Below are 15,140 nucleotides of genomic sequence, written 5' to 3'. Positions count from 1 at the left end.
CGATGACTTCCATACGCGCCGTCGCCCCGACCCTGCAGGCCGACGCACTTGAAAAGGGCTTCATGTCCGGCGATGTACAGGTGCCGGTGCTGCGCGGCCTGTCGCTGGACATCTATCCCGGCGAGCTGACGCTGGTGTCGGGCCCATCCGGCTGCGGCAAGAGCACGCTGCTGTCGCTGCTGTCCGGCCTGTCGTCGCCCGATGGCGGTCGCGTGCACGCGCTCGGCCAGGACGTGGGCCACATGAGTCGCAGTGAAGTGGAGCGCTTCCGCCTGCACCATGTCGGCTTCGTGTTCCAGGGCTTCAACCTGTTCCCGGCGCTGACCGCGCTGGAGCAGGTGCAGTTGCCGCTGGGTTACCGCGGCATGAGCAATCGCGAAAGCGAACCGCTGGCCCGCAGGGCACTTGAAGAGGTGGGCCTCAGCCACCGCAGCCACATGCGCCCGGCGCAGCTGTCCGGCGGTGAGAAGCAGCGTGTGGCCGTTGCCCGCGCCTTCGCCAAGTCACCGACGCTGATCTTCGCCGACGAACCCACCAGCGCGCTGGACGCCGAGAACGGCCAGCGCGTGATCGACATCCTGCACCGCTACGCACGTGCGCATGGCGCCACCGTGCTGTGCGTGAGCCACGATCCGCGCCTGATCCGGCATGCCGATCGGGTGATCGCCATGGAAGACGGCATGGTCCGTGATGACCGCCGCCAGAACGAAACTGTAGAGTCCGCCCCATGACCAAGACGTCGCACCTGCTCCCCCTCAGCCTGGCCCTGTCCGCGGCACTGCTGCTCGGCGCCTGTTCCAAGGACGTGCCTGCACCCGCGCCGGCGCCTTCGGGCAAGGCCGACGCCACCGCCGGCAAGGTCGCGGTGGCGCGCGGCATCATCGACGTCGAGGGTGGCCTGATCGCGCTGGCGCCGCCGGTGGATGGTTCGATCACCGCCGCGCCGGTGAAGGAGGGCGCCACGGTGAAGAAGGGACAGTTGCTGCTGTCGCTGGATGGTGCCCTGCTGCAGCAGGAGGTGGCGATGGCCACCGCCGATCTCGCCCTGGCCAATGACCGCCTGAAGGGCAGCCAGGCGCAGCTCCGCGAACTGGAGCGCAACGCCACCCGCCTGTCCACGGGCGCCAGCGAAGGCGTGTCGTCAAACCAGCAGGCCGATGCGGCCAAGCAGCAGCTGGCCGGCGTACGTGCCGATGTTGATGTGGCCGGTGCGCAGGTCGACATGGCCCAGCACAAGCTGGAACACGCAAAACTGAAACTGCAGCAGATGTCGCTGAGCGCGCCGGAAGCCGGCACCGTGGTCGGACAGGTGCCGGGGCTCGGTGCCTTCGTGCAGGCTGGCAAGCCGGCGATCTCGCTGCTGCCGGCGCGCCCGCTGCAGGTGCGCGCCGAACTCAGCGCCGCCTATGCCGATGCCGTGCAGGTGGGCATGAAGGCCACCGTAGTGCCGGACAGCGATGGTGCCGAGAACACCAGCACGCTGCCGTCCGCACGCGTGGTGCGCATCAGCCCCGTGTTCGCGCAGGCACGCCTGCCCGAAGATGCCGGACGTGGCGTGGCCAAGGTGGTGGAGTGCGTGCTGGAGTTCGATGGCGAAGCCAAGGCGCGCTTCGGCCAGCATGTGCGGGTGGAGTTCCGGAAGTAAGCCTAGTGTTGCGACGGGGCCGCCTCTGGGGCCCCTCGACGCCTGATGGTTCGCCACGCACTCACCGCTGACACTACGCACAGCGTCAGCAGCAGTCCCACGTCCAGCAGCAGCAACCACAGCAGGTGCATGCCTTGTACCGGCGGCTGATGCATGGCCGACAGCATCCATGGCACCGACCACAGCAGCAGCAGGGCGAAGGCGATCAGCAGGCGCAGCCACAGCCGCTTCAGCTTCCATGGCCGTACGATCAAGGCGGCCACTACCAGTTCAACCGTGCCCAGCAACGCGAACACGATGACGGTGCTGGTCGGGTAGGGCAGCTCGGCGCCTTCCAGGTGGTGCAGCAGCCAGTAGTCCGGAGTGAAGCCGGCATTGACCAGCGCAGCGATCAGCGCAAGCCAGGTCAGCGCGACCAGCAGCCAGAACAGGCGGATGTAACGTCTAGGCATCGGCGGAGTCCGTGGTGGGGCGGGAGGTTCCCCGCGACGAATAGCGCAGGCTCACCGCGATTGCGGCCAGTGCCAGCAGGCCGGGCCCGACGGTGAAGTACAGCAGGCGCAGCGGGTGGTTGTGCATCAGCGTCCAGGTCGCGAACGCCAACGGGATCGCCAGCACCAGCACCTTGGCGAACAATGGCCGCAGTACCGCGATCAGCGGCTGGGCGCCAATGAACATCCAGAACAGATGGAACTGGGCGATGCCCAGGCCGATGTCGCGATGGGAGGTGAAGCCGAAATGGTCGCGATACGCGTTCATTCCCAGCGGAATCAGTGCCCAGTACAGCAGCGCCACCAGCAGATGCAGCAGCAGGGCAATCAACAGGGGCGTGCCGCGAAGGAACATGGGCGCACAAGGCTGGGCGGGGCAGCGTACCCCAGTGCGGACGCCCGTGACCGCATCGTGTGAAGACTGTTGACGGCGTGAAGGAATTTGGACACAATAGCGCTCCTTCGACGCAGGTCGAACGGAATCTGCGGGAATAGCTCAGTTGGTAGAGCGCAACCTTGCCAAGGTTGAGGTCGCGAGTTCGAGTCTCGTTTCCCGCTCCAGATTCTACAGGGCCCCGGTAGGGGCCTTGTTTTTCTCCCGCCACGGCAAGGCGGGGCACGTTGGGCCACAAGGCTTTGCGCGCAGTCAGAAAGGTGAAATCGCTGGTGTGTGCCCCGGATTTCCGGTACCATGTCGGCTTATGCGGGAATAGCTCAGTTGGTAGAGCGCAACCTTGCCAAGGTTGAGGTCGCGAGTTCGAGTCTCGTTTCCCGCTCCATGTTCCGACAGGCCCCATCTTGGGGTTTTGTCTTGTCAGGGCCCTGTTCCTGGCGCGCAGTACGTTGGCCTCATGGCAGAGTGGCTATGCACCGGATTGCAAATCCGTTTACAGCGGTTCGATTCCGCTTGAGGCCTCCAATTGAAAAGCCCTGACTCCGGTCAGGGCTTTTTTGTTTTTGCTGGTAGGGCTTGGCGCGTCGCTCCCGAACGGGCGGGCTTTCAGCCAGGGAAATATTGATCAGCAAATGCATCGGTTGCCAGCACCAATGCGTCAATGGTGGCCGGATCATTTGGGCAATGACCCGAAGTCACCATCTGCAGTCGGGCTTCTGGCCATGACCTCGCCAGCTCCCAGGCGCTGCGAGCCGGGCAGGTCATGTCGTAGCGGCCCTGAACGATCACCGTAGGTAGGTGGCGGATGCGATCAACGTGCTGCAGCAGTTGCTCTGGCTCAAGGAAACAGTGGTTGCGAAAGAAGTGCACTTCAATAAGTGCCCTTGCCAGAACCTGCTGAGGGCTGGCATCCAGTTCGGCATCTACCTCGTGTTGCAGGGGGGCCGCGGCGTACTCCCAGCCCATCCATGCCTGCGCGGCGGCGATGCGAGTGGCTTCATCGGTGTTGTGCAGGCGCTTCCAGTAGCCGTCGATCAGATGGTCCCGCTCATCCAGCGGGATACATGCCTCATAACGATCCCAGCGTTCTGGAAGGATCCAGCGGGCACCACCGCCTGCCTCGACGAACCAGTTGATCTCACTCTCACGGCCGAGGAATACCCCACGCAGGATCAGTCCTGTGGCGCGCTCGGGGTGCGCCTGCGCATAGGCCAGCGATAACGTCGATCCCCAGGAGCCACCGTAGATCAGCCAGCGCTCGATGCCCAGGTGTTTGCGCACCCGTTCGATGTCGTCTACCAGGTGCGCGGTCGTGTTGTCGCGCAGTTCGCCCAGCGGCGTGGAGCGACCACTGCCTCTTTGGTCGATGAGCACAATGCGGTAGCGCTCCGGATCGAAGAAGCGTCGGAAGGTAGGCACGATGCCGGCTCCCGGGCCACCATGCAGATACACCACTGGAACGCCATCCGGCGTGCCGCATTCCTCTACATGCAGGGTATGCAGGTCGCTCACCGGCAGGACATGCTCGCGGTAGGGTTCGATGGCCGGGTACAGCTTGCGCATGGATGATCTGGATAGACATGGACACACCAGCATAGCGCTGGTGGCGGGCAGTGAGTCCGTTGCGATTGCGTTACCGCAGGATTGCCCTGATCTGCACGCAGTGTTGCACCGTGGCCGGCCCATATGACCGCCATGATCGATTTCGAGCCCCTCCGGGGCGCCGCACTGGAAGGGCGCGACCCTCTTGGCCTGCGTGATGTGGTTTCTTCACGGTTGATGGAGGATTGATCACGTTCCAGCGCGGCTACTGGGACAAACTCTCGTTCCTGACGATGCACGGTCTTCCGATCGAGCGAGCCGCAAGGCAGGGCGGCATCTGTGCTGCTTCTGTCATGGTCTGAGCGGCTACAGCCTGGCCAGCGCCCGCACCGTGGCCTGCGTGAGCGGGTGGGGCAGGGCATCCAGCGCGAACCAGCCCAGCCCGGTCTGCACTCCCGGCTCCTGGATGAAGGCCTCGGCACCCGCAGGTGCCCGAGCCTCGAAGATAGGCGCGACCCAGTGCTGCGCAAGCGCCGGCTCGAAATGATCGGCCACGCACAGCAGGCGCAGCAGCTGCACTTCCAAGGCGGTCTCCTCGCAGACTTCGCGGACCACGGCAGCCTCCACCGTTTCCATCCAGTCTACTTTGCCGCCGGGCAGGCCCCAATGCCCACGCTCCGGATCGCGTCCGCGCTGGATCAGCAGGATGCGGCCGTCGGCATCACGGACGACGGCGCCGCATCCAACGCGGGGAATCTGCGGCTCAGTCATGGCGGAGAATGAAGAAGGGGGTGTCTTCATTCTTGCATGCACACCCCATCAGGCGAACCCGCGCTAGGCTGGGCACCTGTGCATCAGCAACCTCACAGGTGTGTCGCATGCTTATCCGGCAACTCAGCGCTGACGACGCCGATATTCTCTGGCAAGCACGGTTGCAGGCGCTTCGCGAGTCTCCCGCTGCGTTCCTGTCCACGCTGGCCGAGGCGCAGAATGAGACGGCAGACATCATGCGCGACCAGCTTGCTGATCCTTGTACGCGCTACTTCGGCACGTTCGTTGACGGCATGCTGGTGGGCTTCCTGCGTTACGTACGCCCGGTGCGGATGGCGCGACGGCATACGGCGGAAGTGCACAGTGTCCACGTGGGTGCTGGCCATCGTGGCCAGGGTATCGCCCGTCAGCTTCTTCTTGCCGCGTTCGCGGCTGCGCGCGCGGAAGGCATTGAATCGCTCACCCTCACGGTACTGGCGGACAACGCTGCTGCGCGCGCGCTGTATGAATCGCTGGGCTTCAGGGTATTTGGCACGGAGCCGCGGGCAGTCAAACGCGCGGGCAGTTACACGGATATCGTCTCGTACTCGATCACTCTGCATTGACAGTGAAACGTTGCCGCCGGCGCGGTCATGTTTTCGTGGCAGGATGGGGCGGGGCACTTCTTTATTCCACGAAGACTGGGCAATGCACGTTCAGGTATCCAGCTGGCAAGGTGTGGTGCCGGATCACCGTCACCAAGCGGTAGATCTGCTCCGCCAGGCATTCCCGGACATGCAGGGCGACGGCTACGCCATTCCGGCGCCGGTCGCTCTGGTCCTGGCGATGGAAGGCGATCACGTGGTCGCTCACCTTGCACTGTACGAACGCAGCGTATTGCTGGACGGCGAGCCGGAACGCATAGGCTTGATCGGCGGCGTGGTGGTGCGTGCTGACGTTCGCAGGAAGGGTGTCGCGTCATGCTTGATCGAAGCTGCGCATGCTGAACTGCGCCAGCGCGGGATCGATTTCGCGGTGTTGTTCGCCCTGGATCATCGGCACTACGCCTCGGCCGGATATGCACCGATGCAGAACGAGACCTGCTTCATCGAAGACGGTCACGCGCGCCGTTTCGTCTATCGAGGCGGCATGGTGGCCGCACTGGGAGAGCGCCGCTGGACCACAGCCGTGCTCGATCTGCAGGGCGAAACGGTCTAGACCGCTAGGCAGAAGCGCCCACAGGGGTGTCCGCGCGGAAGTTGCGCCCGACCGGTTCGCTCACGCCCAGGTAGTGGCGGAACAGGTAGATCAGCGGCTTCCAGCGGGCGACATCGATGTGCTGGGTACCGGTCACGGTGATCGCTTCGTGCGCATGCACGCAACGGATGCGTCCTTCGACGATCACGAAGCCCTGGCCGTCATCCTCGCCGGGCGGGTGCATCGCCATCACGCTGACTTCCACCTGCAACGGGCACTCGGCAATCGCCACCGGCGCGACGTGGGTCGAGTCGGCCGCGCTGAATCCACCCAGCGCGAATTTGTCGCGGACGTGCACGTAGCCCATCGCCTGTTTGGCAGTGGGCACTGGGTCGCAGCCGGTCGCCCGTGCGATGGCCTCGACCTGTGCGGCCTGCGCGGAGGAGGGGAAGTTCAGCACGCACTCGTTGCGCAGCTGCAGGTTGCGATAGCCCTGGCCCTGTACGCCGAGGCCGAGCACCACCCGGTTGCCCAGGGCCCAGAACGAAGACAGCGGACTGATGTTGCTGCTGCCGTCGTCGTTCAGCGTGGTCATCAGCAGCACCGGTGTGCCCGGGTACAGGACCGAAGGGGTGATGCGGCGGCGGAGAGGCGGGGCGGTTTTCATGGCAGGCCTTGCGCTATCGGGGTGGCCACTGTGCCGTGGCAGCAGGTGCCGACGCTTCGGCCTGCATCGAACTGTCGGCCCGCAACGGCATGCCACAATGCGGGCATGGTCCACACCTCCGGTTCCCTTGTCAGCGTCGGTGCCCTGGTCGGCGACCAGGCGCGCGCGGCCATGCTGCTGCAGCTGATGGATGGGCGTGCCTATACCGCGATGGAGCTGGCCCGCGTGGCCGGGGTGACACCGCAGACAGCGAGCACGCATCTGCGCAGGTTGGTCGAGGGCGATCTGCTGGTCGCCGTCGCGCAGGGGCGCCACCGCTACCACCGGCTGGCGTCGCACGAGGTTGCCGACATGCTGGAAGGCATCCTGCGCGTTGCCGACCGCACGCCGTCCTGCACCGCTTCCGCATCGCGCAGCATGCCAGCGTTGCGCCAGGCGCGTTCCTGTTACCGGCATCTGGCCGGCGTGCACGCGGTGGCGATCACCGATCATCTGCTGCGCGCAGGGCATGTACGCACGCAGGCGTCGCACTGGGACGTGACCGATGCCGGTGCGGCCTTCCTGCAGCAGATCGGACAACCGTTGGCCGATCTGCTGCAACAACCGAGGGCGGCCAAGCCTGCGCGGCACTGCCGGGGCTGCCTGGACTGCACCGAGCGACGGCCGCACCTGGCCGGTCTGGTCGGTGAAGCGATGCTGGACAGTTTCCTGCACAACGATTGGCTGCGAAGGGTGGAGAACCGGCGCGAGCTGCGGATCACCCCGGCAGGGCAGGCTGCCTTTGCGCGCCTGTTTTCCATCCACAGCTTCGGCGGCTGACAGGCCGGCTTTACTGCGCCAGCTTTTGCAGGAAACGCGCAACGTCGATGACCGCGCGACGATGCAGGCCCTCACCGATCAGGCCACGTTCGTCGTGACAGCTGACCTTGAACAGCAACGCACGATGATCGACTTCGATCAACTCCACGCAAGCTGTCACGCGCATGCCTTCCGGCGTGGCTGCCACATGGCTGACATCGACATGCGTGCCCACCGTCGCCTGGCCTTCGGCCAGACAGGGCGCCAGCGCGCGGATGCAGGTCTGCTCGATGAAACCGACCATCATTGCGGTCGCAAAGACCGGCGGCATGCCGTCGAAGCCCGCCCATTCCGGCGCGACATTCGGCACCAGCTGGCGCGCGCTGACGATCTGCGATTCCTCGTGGCGCAGGCCAACCTTCATTTCCACAACGGCGGGGGCGTTCATACCAGCCCGATCCGCATATTGATCGGCCAACGGATCGCACGGCGCTGTTGCGGATCGCCCCAGTGTGCGGACAGTTCGTCTGCGTAGTCCTGCAGCAGTGCCTGCTGGCCGGCTTCGCGTGCGCGCCGCACCGCCGACCAGGTGCTGAAGTAGCCCAGCGTCTCGGCCAGGTTCCAGTCGCGCTCGATCGCCAATGCAGGATAGGCGAACTCGTCGAACGGGAACGCCAGGTCGGCATAGCCGCTGTCGACCAGGCGGCGCTCGGCCGGCCAGTAGCGGCCCATGTCAGTGCCGTAGAAGCGGGAGAAGCGCGGTTGCAGGTCGGCCTCCAGCTGCGGCGTGCCGTAGCTGACCAGCGCCAGCACGGCACCGGGGGCGGCGACGCGGCGCGCTTCGGCGTAGAACGCGGGCAGATCGAACCAGTGCGCGGCCTGGGCGACGGCAATCAGATCGGCACTGGCATCCGCCAATGGCAATTGTTCGGCCGAGGCCTGCTGGTAGCTGACGCCTGCCGCAGGCGCTGCGTTGGCAATCTGGTCGGCGCTCGGGTCCATGCCCAGCACGGCAGCGAAGTGCGGTGCGAGCAGGCGGGTGAGCTGGCCGTTGCCACACCCCACGTCGATCGCCAGTGCGTGTGTGCTGCACGACGACGCGAGGAAACCGGCCAGCGCGGCGGGATAGTCGGGACGGTGTGCGGCGTAGTTGCGGCCGCCCTGGTCGAACCAGTTCTGTGGGCTCATCGATGCAGTCCTCGCACTTCGGTCAGGCGTTGTGCGAAGCCGCGTTGTTCCAGCGCGCGCGCGGTGGCTTCAAGGGCATCGAGCAGTGGATGGCCGATCTCGGCTTCCAGCGTGCCGATGGCTTCGAAGATCAGTGACCAGTGTGGCTCCAGGCGGCGCAGCAGGGCTTGGCCCTCGGCGGTGAGGGCCAACGCGCTCTTGCGCGCGTCTTCGGCCATCGGCTGCCGCCGCAGCAGTCCCTGCTCGATCATCAGGCCCACCGTCTGGCTGATCGCGCCTTGGGTGAGGCGGCTGGCGTCGGTGATTTCGCCCACGGTGCGCGCGCCGCCGGCGAGGGCGCGCATCACCGGGGTGTAGCGCGCGCGGTAATCCAGGCCCATGTCCCGATAGACCTGTTCGGCCCCCTGGTCCACGAGTTCGGCGGTGTAGCGAAGTAGTTCGCCCAGTCCGGCAGTGTGTCTCATGGCTGGCAATATGCATTAGGCCTAATGGAGTTTCAAGAGCCAGTCTCAGCCGCCTGCGACATGGGAAGGCGCTATGGTCGAGTTCCGAGTCTTAGGGAGCTGCAATGGCGAGCAAGGACATGAACGATCGCGGCACGCTGGCGGTACGCCGGCAATGAGCAAATCTTCTGTGGAAGTACGTTGGCTGACGTTCCGGCTGATGAACGGCCAGTCGATTGGACCGGATCGACTGAAGGATGGATGGGTGATTGCTTCGGAGACCCGCCACTGCGGGGTGCGCCGCGAGTCCATCGAAGGCGCGGGTGTGGTCTACGCGCTGTATGCACCGGCCAACCTGGCCTCCCCACGGCGCGCGGAAATGCGCATGCGCGAATTCCTGATGAGCTCCGGCTACACCTTCACCATGGGCACGCTGGGCGGCTGACGCCGCCCTTTTGGGGCTACGGGCGCACGGTCAGTGCCTGGCCGAGCATGCCGATCGGGCCGCGTGCATCGTGCAGCACCGTGCTGGTCAGGCCCAGGCCCTGGCGGCCGAACGATACTGACGTATCGAAGCCCAGCCACTCGCCCTCGGGCATGCCGAACAGGTGCGCGGTCAGATCGAGATTGGGAAAGGCAACGTCCTTCGGATCGGCACGCACGGCCATGCCATTGGACAGGTCGAACAGGGTGGCCGCACGCGCCAGCGGACTGACCGGCTCGTCGTCCAGCAGCGCGTGCTTCGCGCGCGCCCAGTAGGTGGCCCGTCCAGGTCCCTGGTTGTGCCGGCGGATCTCCACACTCTTGATGAAGCCACCTGGCCACACCGTACCCGGATCCCACGCGGGCATCGACTCCGGTGGTGCGATGGCGGTGATCGGCGTGCCGGCGATGGCCGCGGTATCGTTCGGGCGCATCAGCCACGCGCGCACGCGCAGCGCCGGGCGATCGTCATGGCGCAGCGTGGCTTCGACCAGTTCGATGGTGCGGCCACCGCGCAGCACCTACACATCGGCTTCCATCGCTTCGATCGGGATGGTGCCGAGGATGTCGTAGGACAGGCGCGCGATCAGGAAGCCGTGGCCGCGTGCCGCGGCGTCGCGTTCCAGGTGGTGTGCCAGCAACCCGATCGCCGGTGCGATGTGCTGCTCGCGGATGTTCCAGGCGCCGCCGGTATGTTCGGTCGGCAGGTAGCGGGTGTCGCTCAGTCGTTCGAAGAAGGCCATCGTATGCGTTGCTTCAGCAGGAAGGGAGGCGGCAGGTGCTGCACCGGTCCCTGCATCGTAAGCGTTTGGCAACGTGACAGGCTGAGCCGGCTCCCGCAGGAGCCGGCCGGATGCTGGTCAGGGAGACGGGCAATCCTTGGGGCCCCGCCACCAGAGCAGGCCCTTCCGGCACGGTCCTGATGCGTTGCGGCAGGCGATGGACTCAGCGTTGCACGGCCTTCAAGGCGTCGACCACCTGCGCTCCAGAAAAACCACAGTGTCCTTCGCCCACCGGCGGCAACACGCGTGGCAGCGGGCGTGCGCCCGTCTGGGCGGCCAACTGCGGATACACCGCCTGCATGTGCGGCACGATGGTCGGGTCGTTGTGGTTGAACTGGATCACCAGCGGGCGCTTCAGCGCGCCGGTCATTGCCAGCGTGTCGCGGACATGCGCCTGCGCCGCAGGCACGGCATCGATGCGCTGCACGCCGGCATTGAACGCTGCGTCGTCACCGAATCCGTTGTAGACCACGCCGATGTTGCCGACCGGCATGCCGCCGCTGCGCGTGGCCAGTTCATGCAGGACCAGCGCATGCAGGCTGATGGTGCCGGCCAGTGCATCAGGGGAGACCTGCAGCCGCCGCGCCAGCACTGCGGCGTGCGACGGATCGCGCTGCAGGGCATTGGCGATGCCCTTGTACAACTCGCCCTGTGGCAGCGCGGCGGCTTCGCGTGATGCCAGGCCGGTAGGCGGCAGCCCATCGGCCTTGGGGAAGAAGTAATCGAATGCGACCAGCGTGGTCAGCAGATCGGTTGCGATCTGTTCGCCGCTGAGGTTGGCGCCGCACAACGACACACCGCCGGCGTAGTGTTGCGGGAGGCGCTCGAGGCTGCCGATGGTCACGGCACCGCCCATCGAGAATCCCAGCATCCAGGTGTGGCGGACATGCTTGAGTTCACCCACTGCGTGCTGGCGCAGGCGCTCCGTATCGGTGATCGCATCGGCCACCGCCCAGCCCTGGCTGGCATAGGCGCTCTGCGCGACGGCGTAACCTGCGGCCAGCAGTGGTGCGGTGCTGTCATTGGCTGCCATGGGTGCGGTGCGTGGCACGCCGACAGGTTCGTAGCCATGGGCCAGCATCACCAGGTCGCCATTCCAGTCGGCCGGCACATCCAGCCGCCAGGGCGCGCCCTGCAGCTCGCCGCTGAGCGTGCGTGCCGCCGTGGGCGGTGCAGCCAGCAAGGTCGTCGAAGGCAGCAGCAGGCCGAGGGCGAGGGCACATCGAAGCAGGGGGTGCATCGGAGTCATTCCATGCGGGAATGGCGCCGAGCATAGATGCCAGCGAAACGTTGCGCGCGCTGCACTGCCGCAGGGACTGTGGGTCGACCGTGCTGCGCTCTACGCTGGCCGTATGGTCCTGCACGTCATCGCGTCGATTATCCGGATTCCGATCGCTGGTGCTCGATTTCCCCTTCAACACGCCGGCTGCGCGGATATGGGCGCGCGAGGTGTTCGAGCCAGTGGGTGCTGCGCACCGGCTGCGTTTTCTCGACGGTGCCGACGAAGTCTGCAAGGCGCGGCTGCATGCGCGCAATGCGCTCGGCGAGCACCCCTTCCAGGCCAACGATGAGGCCTTCGAACAGATCACCCGCCACTTCGTTGCACCGGCCGCGGAAGAAGGCTTCGTGGTGATGCGCTACACCGAGGCAGGCCCGGCATAGCGCGGTCGGCTCAGTCGACGAAGCCCGGCTTGCCCTCGATAGCGGTCTGCACCAGCGTCCTGCGGAAGGTCTCGACCAGAGGGCGCAGGTTGATGCGGTGCCAGGCCGCCCACAGCGGTGTGCGGTAGCTGAACCACGGCAGCTCGCGCAGCACCACGCCTTCTGGTGCCTGGTGGTCCAGGCTGCGCTGGATGGTGGTCAGGCCCAGCCCAGCGGCGACCAGACCGAGCGCGGCCAGCGGTTCGGTCGCCTCCATGGCGATGGTCGGGGTGAAACCGGCCTTCGCACAGGCAGCGATGAAGGTGTCATGGCGCAGTGCGCTTTCCTTGTGCATCACGCCGATCCATTGCTGGCTGGCCAGATCCTCGGGCGTGATGGTCTCTGCGCTGGCCAGTGGGTGGTCGGCCGGCAGCGCCAGCAGCATCGGGTCGTTCAGTACCTGCGTGGCTTCCAGGTCCGGATCGTCGAACGCGGGTGGCTCGCAGACCAGGGCGATGTCCAGGCTGCGTTGCCGCAGGCCTTCCAGCTGCACGTCCGACTGCTGGTTGTACAGCGCGATGTGTACGGCAGGACGGTCGCCGCGCAGTTCGCGCAGGGCGGTGGGCAATACGCCGGAGTGCATCGCGTACTCCAGATAGCCGATGCACAGGCCGCCTTCGTCGCCGCGGCCGAGCCGGCGTGCCAGCGATTCCAGCCGGTTGGCGTGGGTCAGCAGGGCGCGCGCCTCGGCCAGGAAGGTGCGGCCATCGGCGGTCAGCCGGATGCGCTGTTGTGAGCGTTCGAACAGCTGCAGTTCCAGTCGTTCCTCCAGCTGGGCGATCTGCCGGCTGAGCGGGGATTGGGAAATGTGAAGGCGCTCGGCAGCGCGGCCGACGTGTTCATCTTCGGCGACGGCCACGAAATAGCGCAGTTGGCGGAGATCGAGCATAAGACCGTCAGGGACTCAAGATTGATAAATTATGTCTTGGACAGTCTGATTGGGCAAGCCTAGCCTATGCCTCAACCTCAACAACCTCCCCAAGGGGAACCCCATGAGCATCAACACTCTGCTGGCTGGCAAGACCCTCGGCTTCGGTACAGCGCCGCTGGGCAACATGTTCCGTGACATCCCGGAAGCCGAGGCCCAGGCCACGGTGGACGCAGCCTGGGAACAGGGCACCCGCTACTTCGATACCGCCCCGTTCTACGGCGCCGGCCTGGCCGAGATCCGGCTCGGCGACGCGCTGGCCAAGCGCAACCGCGACGAATTCGTGCTCAGCACCAAGGTCGGCCGCCTGATCCTGGACGAAGTGGAAGACACCAGCGCCCGCGACCTTGGCGAGAAAGGCGGCCTGTTCGTCGCCGGACGCCCCAACAAGCTGGTCAACGACTATTCGGCCGATGCCACCCTGCGTTCGATCGACGACAGCCTCAAGCGCCTGAAGACCGATCGCCTCGATATCGTCTGGGTGCACGACATCGCCCAGGACTTCTACGGCGATGAGTGGTTGTCGTACTTCGAGACTGCACGCCGCGGCGCTTTCAAGGTGCTGACCCGACTGCGCGAGGAAGGCGTGATCAAGGCCTGGGGCCTGGGCGTCAACCGTGTCGAGCCGATCGAGCTGACCCTGGACCTGGACGAAGCCCGTCCGGATGGCTTCCTGTTGGCCGGCCGCTACTCGCTGCTCGACCACGAGCGTGCGCTGCAGCGGGTGATGCCGAAGGCGGCCGAACGCAACACCGGCATCGTGGTCGGTGGCCCGTACAGTTCCGGCGTGCTGGCCGGTGGCAGCCACTTCGAGTACCAGAAGGCGTCGCCGGAGATCCTGGCCAAGGTCGAGCGCATCAAGGCCATCGCGGCCGAGTACGGCATCAGCATCAAGGCGGCCGCCCTGCAGTTCTCGCTGGCCAACCCGGCCGTGGCGGCGGTGATTCCGGGCGCCAGCCGTCCCGAGCGCATCGCCGAAGACTATGCCGCACTGAAGGAAATCATCCCGGCCGGGTTCTGGCAGGAACTGCGCGCCCAGGGCCTGGTTGCGGCCAACGCCCCGTTGCCGATCGACAACATCTGAGTCCCAAGGAGACCTTCCCATGGCAACTGCATCTGTATCCATTACCGTGCCGACCCCGGCCGACCAGGTCTGGAACCTCATCGGCGGCTTCGATTCACTGCCCGACTGGCTTCCGTACATTCCCCAGAGCTCGCTCAGCGAAGGCGGTCGCGTGCGCCATCTGGCCAATCCCGATGGCGATGCCATCGTCGAGCGTCTGGAAGCCTTCGACCAGGCCGGTCGCAGCTACACCTACTCGATCCTGCAGGCACCGTTCCCGGTCACCGGCTATCGCTCCACCCTGCGTGTGGTCGAGCAGGGCGATGGTTCGCGGATCGACTGGTCCGGTGAGTTCACTCCGGTAGGTGTCAGCGACCAAGAAGCGTCCGCGCTGTTCGAGGGCATCTATCGCGATGGCCTGAAGGCACTGGAAACCACACTGGCCGGGTGAATGCCCGTGTGGCGTTGATCGCATGCAGGCGCCCCGGCCAGGCCGGGGCGTTTGCATTTCAGTGGGTGGGTGATGGCCCACCACAGGCAACGCGGTGCATCGGGAAGTCCATTGCCTGTTTCGGATTGTCCTGCGCGACCTCGATGCGTGCATGCGCGCGCTGTTCGTCGAGGCGCCGGTAGCGGATGCGCTGCGGGAAGTCATTGGTCGGGTTTTCGAATACCGCCTCGTTGGCATCGACCCGGGTGGCATTGAACTCGGTGGCGTTCTGGCCGGAGGGCAGGGCGGTCAGCACCAAGCGGCCGTCGTCATGCTGGCGCAGCTGCATGAACTCGAAACCCACGGTGTGGCCGTCACGCAGGCTGCGGCTGCTGCCGAACAGGGTGTTTCCAGCCAGGGTGGACCACTGCTCGCCGGCACCGGCGGGCTGGCCATCAAGCTGCCAGCAACCGGCCAGCCAGGCCAGGTGTTCGATCTTCGACGGTGGAGCGGCCTGTGCGTGCGCGGCCGCGAGAAGCAGTGGCAACAGGGTCAGGGCGATGCGGAGCGACATCGGTGCCTCCATGCGCGGGGATGTGAGGCCTGTATAGCGCCCGGGGGATCACGCGGCCAGTGCC

At 65.9% G+C, this 15,140-nt stretch carries 21 protein-coding genes, 3 tRNA genes and 1 pseudogene; 12 read left to right on the top strand and 13 right to left on the bottom strand.

Features of this window, described 5'->3' with window-relative positions:
* Positions 1-2: 2 nt before the first annotated feature.
* A complete protein-coding gene (locus BKE09_RS03110) occupies positions 3-731 on the top strand; it encodes an ABC transporter ATP-binding protein (protein ID WP_014036631.1) in 729 nt (242 codons plus the stop codon).
* Positions 728-1,645: an HlyD family efflux transporter periplasmic adaptor subunit gene (locus BKE09_RS03105; RefSeq protein WP_075674832.1), complete on the top strand. Its 918-nt coding sequence runs from the start codon at positions 728-730 to the stop codon at positions 1,643-1,645. Before BKE09_RS03110 ends, BKE09_RS03105 begins: the two co-directional genes overlap by 4 nt.
* 2 nt (positions 1,646-1,647) lie before the next feature.
* Here the strand turns inward: BKE09_RS03105 and BKE09_RS03100 are convergent, their stop codons facing one another.
* Together BKE09_RS03100 and BKE09_RS03095 are read right to left on the bottom strand one after the other, a co-directional pair.
* Positions 1,648-2,097 carry a hypothetical protein gene (locus BKE09_RS03100; RefSeq protein ID WP_075674831.1) on the bottom strand — a complete coding sequence of 150 codons (450 nt, stop codon included), beginning with the start codon at positions 2,095-2,097 and terminating at the stop codon, positions 1,648-1,650.
* Positions 2,090-2,491, bottom strand: coding sequence for a hypothetical protein (locus tag BKE09_RS03095; protein WP_075674830.1), 402 nt, complete (start codon positions 2,489-2,491; stop codon positions 2,090-2,092). Before BKE09_RS03095 ends, BKE09_RS03100 begins: the two co-directional genes overlap by 8 nt.
* A gap of 130 nt (positions 2,492-2,621) precedes the next feature.
* On the opposite strand from BKE09_RS03095, the gene BKE09_RS03090 reads away from it, so the two are divergent.
* The 3 genes from BKE09_RS03090 (at position 2,622) to BKE09_RS03080 (ending at position 3,055) form a co-directional block, all read left to right on the top strand.
* Positions 2,622-2,697, top strand: a tRNA-Gly gene (locus BKE09_RS03090).
* 142 nt (positions 2,698-2,839) lie between these two features.
* A tRNA-Gly gene (locus BKE09_RS03085) sits at positions 2,840-2,915 on the top strand.
* Between the two features lie 66 nt (positions 2,916-2,981).
* Positions 2,982-3,055, top strand: a tRNA-Cys gene (locus BKE09_RS03080).
* Between the two features lie 81 nt (positions 3,056-3,136).
* Here the strand turns inward: BKE09_RS03080 and pip are convergent.
* Both pip and BKE09_RS03065 read right to left on the bottom strand, forming a co-directional pair.
* A complete protein-coding gene (gene pip, locus BKE09_RS03075; RefSeq protein WP_075674829.1) occupies positions 3,137-4,093 on the bottom strand; it encodes a prolyl aminopeptidase in 957 nt (318 codons plus the stop codon).
* 345 nt (positions 4,094-4,438) lie between these two features.
* Positions 4,439-4,843, bottom strand: a complete 405-nt coding sequence (locus tag BKE09_RS03065; RefSeq protein ID WP_075674828.1) for an NUDIX domain-containing protein — start codon at positions 4,841-4,843, stop codon at positions 4,439-4,441.
* A 107-nt stretch (positions 4,844-4,950) separates the two neighbouring features.
* Here BKE09_RS03065 and BKE09_RS03060 point away from each other — a divergent pair, with 107 nt between their 5' ends.
* Both BKE09_RS03060 and BKE09_RS03055 read left to right on the top strand, forming a co-directional pair.
* On the top strand, positions 4,951-5,448 hold the full coding sequence (locus BKE09_RS03060; protein ID WP_075674827.1) for a GNAT family N-acetyltransferase: 498 nt from the start codon (positions 4,951-4,953) through the stop codon (positions 5,446-5,448).
* Positions 5,449-5,530: 82 nt separating this feature from the next.
* Positions 5,531-6,040: a GNAT family N-acetyltransferase gene (locus BKE09_RS03055; protein WP_075674826.1), complete on the top strand. Its 510-nt coding sequence runs from the start codon at positions 5,531-5,533 to the stop codon at positions 6,038-6,040.
* Between the two features lie 4 nt (positions 6,041-6,044).
* Here the strand turns inward: BKE09_RS03055 and BKE09_RS03050 are convergent, their stop codons facing one another.
* Complete coding sequence (locus tag BKE09_RS03050; RefSeq protein WP_075674825.1) at positions 6,045-6,686, bottom strand: flavin reductase; 642 nt, start codon at positions 6,684-6,686, stop codon at positions 6,045-6,047.
* 105 nt (positions 6,687-6,791) lie between these two features.
* Here BKE09_RS03050 and BKE09_RS03045 point away from each other — a divergent pair, with 105 nt between their 5' ends.
* Positions 6,792-7,505 carry a winged helix-turn-helix domain-containing protein gene (locus tag BKE09_RS03045; protein ID WP_075674824.1) on the top strand — a complete coding sequence of 238 codons (714 nt, stop codon included), beginning with the start codon at positions 6,792-6,794 and terminating at the stop codon, positions 7,503-7,505.
* Positions 7,506-7,515: 10 nt separating this feature from the next.
* Here the strand turns inward: BKE09_RS03045 and BKE09_RS03040 are convergent, their stop codons facing one another.
* Genes BKE09_RS03040 through BKE09_RS03030 form a run of 3 tightly spaced genes read right to left on the bottom strand, consistent with a single transcriptional unit; the run spans position 7,516 to position 9,136 of the window.
* Positions 7,516-7,932: a thioesterase family protein gene (locus tag BKE09_RS03040; protein WP_075674823.1), complete on the bottom strand. Its 417-nt coding sequence runs from the start codon at positions 7,930-7,932 to the stop codon at positions 7,516-7,518.
* Complete coding sequence (locus tag BKE09_RS03035) at positions 7,929-8,672, bottom strand: class I SAM-dependent methyltransferase (RefSeq protein ID WP_075674822.1); 744 nt, start codon at positions 8,670-8,672, stop codon at positions 7,929-7,931. The genes BKE09_RS03040 and BKE09_RS03035 overlap by 4 nt, the downstream gene beginning before the upstream one ends.
* Complete coding sequence (locus tag BKE09_RS03030; protein WP_075674821.1) at positions 8,669-9,136, bottom strand: MarR family winged helix-turn-helix transcriptional regulator; 468 nt, start codon at positions 9,134-9,136, stop codon at positions 8,669-8,671. The genes BKE09_RS03035 and BKE09_RS03030 overlap by 4 nt, the downstream gene beginning before the upstream one ends.
* Before the next feature lie 154 nt (positions 9,137-9,290).
* Between BKE09_RS03030 and BKE09_RS03025 the strand changes: the two genes are divergently transcribed.
* Positions 9,291-9,560, top strand: coding sequence for a hypothetical protein (locus tag BKE09_RS03025; RefSeq protein WP_029380059.1), 270 nt, complete (start codon positions 9,291-9,293; stop codon positions 9,558-9,560).
* Positions 9,561-9,576: 16 nt separating this feature from the next.
* On the opposite strand, the gene BKE09_RS03020 is transcribed toward BKE09_RS03025, so the two are convergent.
* The 3 genes from BKE09_RS03020 to BKE09_RS03015 all read right to left on the bottom strand — a co-directional run bounded on the left by BKE09_RS03020 (position 9,577) and on the right by BKE09_RS03015 (position 11,620).
* Positions 9,577-10,119, bottom strand: a complete 543-nt coding sequence (locus BKE09_RS03020; protein WP_240502872.1) for a thioesterase family protein — start codon at positions 10,117-10,119, stop codon at positions 9,577-9,579.
* A complete protein-coding gene (locus BKE09_RS23705; protein ID WP_240502871.1) occupies positions 10,120-10,341 on the bottom strand; it encodes a hypothetical protein in 222 nt (73 codons plus the stop codon).
* Between the two features lie 202 nt (positions 10,342-10,543).
* Positions 10,544-11,620 (bottom strand): hypothetical protein, encoded by a 1,077-nt coding sequence (locus BKE09_RS03015; RefSeq protein WP_075674820.1) that lies wholly within the window; start codon positions 11,618-11,620, stop codon positions 10,544-10,546.
* A gap of 152 nt (positions 11,621-11,772) precedes the next feature.
* On the opposite strand from BKE09_RS03015, the pseudogene BKE09_RS03005 reads away from it, so the two are divergent.
* Positions 11,773-12,042 (top strand): annotated as a pseudogene (locus BKE09_RS03005) (AAA family ATPase); the annotation flags it as partial.
* Positions 12,043-12,052: 10 nt separating this feature from the next.
* Here BKE09_RS03005 and BKE09_RS03000 read toward each other — a convergent pair.
* Entirely contained in the window at positions 12,053-12,970 is a 918-nt protein-coding gene (locus BKE09_RS03000) for a LysR family transcriptional regulator (RefSeq protein WP_075674819.1), read from the bottom strand.
* Positions 12,971-13,073: 103 nt separating this feature from the next.
* Here BKE09_RS03000 and BKE09_RS02995 point away from each other — a divergent pair, with 103 nt between their 5' ends.
* On the top strand, positions 13,074-14,093 hold the full coding sequence (locus BKE09_RS02995; protein ID WP_075674818.1) for an aldo/keto reductase: 1,020 nt from the start codon (positions 13,074-13,076) through the stop codon (positions 14,091-14,093).
* A 19-nt stretch (positions 14,094-14,112) separates the two neighbouring features.
* Positions 14,113-14,523 carry an SRPBCC family protein gene (locus BKE09_RS02990; protein WP_075674817.1) on the top strand — a complete coding sequence of 137 codons (411 nt, stop codon included), beginning with the start codon at positions 14,113-14,115 and terminating at the stop codon, positions 14,521-14,523.
* Between the two features lie 58 nt (positions 14,524-14,581).
* Here the strand turns inward: BKE09_RS02990 and BKE09_RS02985 are convergent, their stop codons facing one another.
* Entirely contained in the window at positions 14,582-15,076 is a 495-nt protein-coding gene (locus tag BKE09_RS02985) for a DUF6265 family protein (protein ID WP_075674816.1), read from the bottom strand.
* Between the last annotated feature and the right edge of the window lie 64 nt (positions 15,077-15,140).

Origin of the sequence: Stenotrophomonas sp. TD3 (assembly GCF_001939825.1) — a bacterium.
In the GTDB taxonomy this organism is placed as follows: Bacteria; Pseudomonadota; Gammaproteobacteria; order Xanthomonadales; family Xanthomonadaceae; genus Stenotrophomonas.
This window is presented reverse-complemented; position numbering and strand designations above follow the sequence as displayed.

Bases quoted from the DNA above. Each gene is read 5' to 3' on its own strand.
- BKE09_RS03110 (WP_014036631.1), top strand. From the start codon at position 3: ATGACTTCCATACGCGCCGTCGCCCCGACCCTGCAGGCCGACGCACTT.
- BKE09_RS03105 (WP_075674832.1), top strand. From the start codon at position 728: ATGACCAAGACGTCGCACCTGCTCCCCCTCAGCCTGGCCCTGTCCGCG.
- BKE09_RS03100 (WP_075674831.1), bottom strand. From the start codon at position 2,097: ATGCCTAGACGTTACATCCGCCTGTTCTGGCTGCTGGTCGCGCTGACC.
- BKE09_RS03095 (WP_075674830.1), bottom strand. From the start codon at position 2,491: ATGTTCCTTCGCGGCACGCCCCTGTTGATTGCCCTGCTGCTGCATCTG.
- pip (WP_075674829.1), bottom strand. From the start codon at position 4,093: ATGCGCAAGCTGTACCCGGCCATCGAACCCTACCGCGAGCATGTCCTG.
- BKE09_RS03065 (WP_075674828.1), bottom strand. From the start codon at position 4,843: ATGACTGAGCCGCAGATTCCCCGCGTTGGATGCGGCGCCGTCGTCCGT.
- BKE09_RS03060 (WP_075674827.1), top strand. From the start codon at position 4,951: ATGCTTATCCGGCAACTCAGCGCTGACGACGCCGATATTCTCTGGCAA.
- BKE09_RS03055 (WP_075674826.1), top strand. From the start codon at position 5,531: ATGCACGTTCAGGTATCCAGCTGGCAAGGTGTGGTGCCGGATCACCGT.
- BKE09_RS03050 (WP_075674825.1), bottom strand. From the start codon at position 6,686: ATGAAAACCGCCCCGCCTCTCCGCCGCCGCATCACCCCTTCGGTCCTG.
- BKE09_RS03045 (WP_075674824.1), top strand. From the start codon at position 6,792: ATGGTCCACACCTCCGGTTCCCTTGTCAGCGTCGGTGCCCTGGTCGGC.
- BKE09_RS03040 (WP_075674823.1), bottom strand. From the start codon at position 7,932: ATGAACGCCCCCGCCGTTGTGGAAATGAAGGTTGGCCTGCGCCACGAG.
- BKE09_RS03035 (WP_075674822.1), bottom strand. From the start codon at position 8,672: ATGAGCCCACAGAACTGGTTCGACCAGGGCGGCCGCAACTACGCCGCA.
- BKE09_RS03030 (WP_075674821.1), bottom strand. From the start codon at position 9,136: ATGAGACACACTGCCGGACTGGGCGAACTACTTCGCTACACCGCCGAA.
- BKE09_RS03025 (WP_029380059.1), top strand. From the start codon at position 9,291: ATGAGCAAATCTTCTGTGGAAGTACGTTGGCTGACGTTCCGGCTGATG.
- BKE09_RS23705 (WP_240502871.1), bottom strand. From the start codon at position 10,341: ATGGCCTTCTTCGAACGACTGAGCGACACCCGCTACCTGCCGACCGAA.
- BKE09_RS03015 (WP_075674820.1), bottom strand. From the start codon at position 11,620: ATGCACCCCCTGCTTCGATGTGCCCTCGCCCTCGGCCTGCTGCTGCCT.
- BKE09_RS03000 (WP_075674819.1), bottom strand. From the start codon at position 12,970: ATGCTCGATCTCCGCCAACTGCGCTATTTCGTGGCCGTCGCCGAAGAT.
- BKE09_RS02995 (WP_075674818.1), top strand. From the start codon at position 13,074: ATGAGCATCAACACTCTGCTGGCTGGCAAGACCCTCGGCTTCGGTACA.
- BKE09_RS02990 (WP_075674817.1), top strand. From the start codon at position 14,113: ATGGCAACTGCATCTGTATCCATTACCGTGCCGACCCCGGCCGACCAG.
- BKE09_RS02985 (WP_075674816.1), bottom strand. From the start codon at position 15,076: ATGTCGCTCCGCATCGCCCTGACCCTGTTGCCACTGCTTCTCGCGGCC.